The following is a 1,755-nucleotide window of genomic DNA, read 5'->3' on the forward strand; positions in this document are numbered from 1 at the left end:
TGCAGGTTGCAGGGGTCGATGGTCATGGTCTGGTCGGGGTTGTTGCGGACCAGGTCGCCGTGGCTGATGTCGTTGGTCCAGGTGGCACCGCTGTTGGCCTTGCCCGCGAAGGGGTTGCTCTCGGTGGCGGCCTGCGGGGTCCACGATCCGCCGAGGCTGGAGGCGGTGAAGGAGCGGAAGTAGCGCCCGTTCGCGCCCTGCGCCTCGACGATCATGAGGTACTGGTTCTGGCCCTTGACCTTGTAGACCTGCGGCGCCTCGAACAGGTTGTTCGCCGTGTCGCTCATGACCGTGGTGTAGGACGAGCCGAAGCTGCCGGGGAAGTTGCCGATCGGCATGCTCGCCCGGTAGATGCTGCCGTTGTCACCGGCGAAGAACAGGTACATGTTCTGGCCGTCGGCGATCAGGGTCTGGTCGATCGGGCCGGTGCCGGAGTTGGGGATGCTGCCGGTGAACAGCGGCTGCGGCGAGGACCAGCCGTTGGGGTCGGTCGGGTCGCTGGACGTGCGGTAGATGAACGGCCACTGCCCCCACTGGTACGCCAGCACCCAGATGTTCTTGGGCGCGAAGTAGAACAGCGTGGGCGCCACCGCGGACTGGCTCATCCCGCTCTGCCCGGCCGACGCCATGTCCGACCAGTTCGTGAAGGGACTGAACATCATCGAACCGTAGGACGACCCGGACACGTTCGACGCGTAGACCACGTGCTTGCCGTTGTACACCACGTCGGTGAAGTCCTTCACCGACGCCCACCCGTTCGCCGGCTGCGCCAACGAACCCGTCGAGGACCACCGGTACGTCGACGGAAGCGCGCACGAGCCGCCCGTCGGCGGGGGCGTCGTCGGGGTTGACGTCCCGGACAGGCCGGTCCACTTCTGGTTGCTGCCGCCGTTGCACGTCCAGATCTCCACCGCCGTGCCATTGGCCGTGCCAGCACCCGAGACGTCCAGGCACAGCCCGGACTCCACGCCGACGATCGTGCCGTCGGAGTTCACCCGCCACTGCTGGTTCGCAGCGCCGCTGCAGGTCCAGATCTGCACTCGGGTACCGGCCGTGGTGGCGTGGCCCGGGACATCCAGGCACTTGTTGCCGTACACGGTCAGCTGGTTGCCGGACGTCAACGTCCACAGCTGGTTGGCCCCGTTCGAGCAGTCGTAGATCTGCAGGTACGTGCCATCGGCCTGGCTGGCGTTCTGCACATCGAGACACCGGTTGGAACCCGCACCGCGCAAGGCGCCGCTGGTGGCTGCCTGAGCCGGGTTGGCGACGAGCATCGCCGCCAGTGCCGACACGAACGCGACCGCGACGGCGAGCACCACGGGCAGATGCCTGCGGCTGGAACGTCGTCTGCGCATGAAGACCTCCTTGGTGAACGGATGGAGCTGTCACACAGCTTTGTTATCGTTAACATGTGCGTGCCGCCGTGAGTGCGCAGCACGAGTCGTCAATCGGCCGGCTCTGGAATCCTCGCCGTTGCCTGCAGGGCTTCAAAAGCCCCGTCTCTGTGCTGACCTGCACGCTTGCCTGGTGCCGAGTCCTTCGTCAGGCCGCGTTGCGGTACTGGGCGCATCACAACCCCGGTGCCTCGCGGCGGTTTCCGGGTAGGGCGGAAGGATCCGGGCGGAGGCACGAGCCCCGTGCGGCTCAGCTCACCTGAAGTTCCAGTGCTGGTTGGCGCCGCTGGTGGAGTCCCAGATCTGGACGGCGGTGCCGTTGGCGGTCTGGTTGCCGGGGGTCTCCAGGACCCGTCCGCTG

The 1,755-nt window shown here is 66.8% G+C and carries 2 protein-coding genes; both read right to left on the bottom strand.

Annotation, left to right across the window (positions count from 1 at the left end; genetic code table 11):
* Window positions 1–1,355 (bottom strand): non-reducing end alpha-L-arabinofuranosidase family hydrolase (locus tag ABZ641_RS35960; RefSeq protein ID WP_359988660.1); only part of this gene is annotated, 1,355 nt, incomplete at its 3' end.
* A gap of 294 nt (window positions 1,356–1,649) precedes the next feature.
* Window positions 1,650–1,742, bottom strand: coding sequence for a hypothetical protein (locus ABZ641_RS35965; RefSeq protein WP_359988662.1), 93 nt, complete (start codon window positions 1,740–1,742; stop codon window positions 1,650–1,652).
* Window positions 1,743–1,755: the final 13 nt, after the last annotated feature.

The organism is Kitasatospora sp. NPDC007106 (assembly GCF_040634455.1).
In the GTDB taxonomy this organism is placed as follows: domain Bacteria; phylum Actinomycetota; class Actinomycetes; order Streptomycetales; family Streptomycetaceae; genus Kitasatospora; species Kitasatospora arboriphila.